The organism is Rhodoferax sp. U11-2br (assembly GCF_018619435.1).
Lineage (GTDB): Bacteria > Pseudomonadota > Gammaproteobacteria > Burkholderiales > Burkholderiaceae_C > Rhodoferax.
Map to the genome: position 1 here is coordinate 1 of NZ_JAHFZF010000075.1, position 291 is coordinate 291.

Here is a 291-nt window from a genome sequence, read left to right on the forward strand (position 1 = left end):
CCCCTTTCTTGGAGGTACTTCAATGGTGTTCGATGCGTTTTTCCTGTTTCCAATTCTTGGCGCTACTGTCCTCGCCCTGGCGGGCGCGAAGGCGGCCCGGTGGCTTTGGTTGTACGCGTGGTTGCCACACCATTTCTCTGGAGGGCGCCTTGCCGAGCGCTACGGACCAGGGAGTTGGGCGCTCATCACGGGTGCCAGCGATGGTCTAGGCAAAGCGTTTGCGCAGGAGCTTGCGCGCCATGGCTTCAACCTGATCTTGGTGTCACGCACGCAGTCAAAGTTGGACCGTTT

1 protein-coding gene is annotated in these 291 nt (G+C 59.5%); it reads left to right on the forward strand.

Annotated features, from left to right (window positions below; all coding sequences use genetic code 11):
- Nucleotides 1–22 precede the first annotated feature (22 nt).
- Nucleotides 23–291 (forward strand): SDR family NAD(P)-dependent oxidoreductase (locus KKO72_RS20800; protein WP_214943781.1); only part of this gene is annotated, 269 nt, incomplete at its 3' end.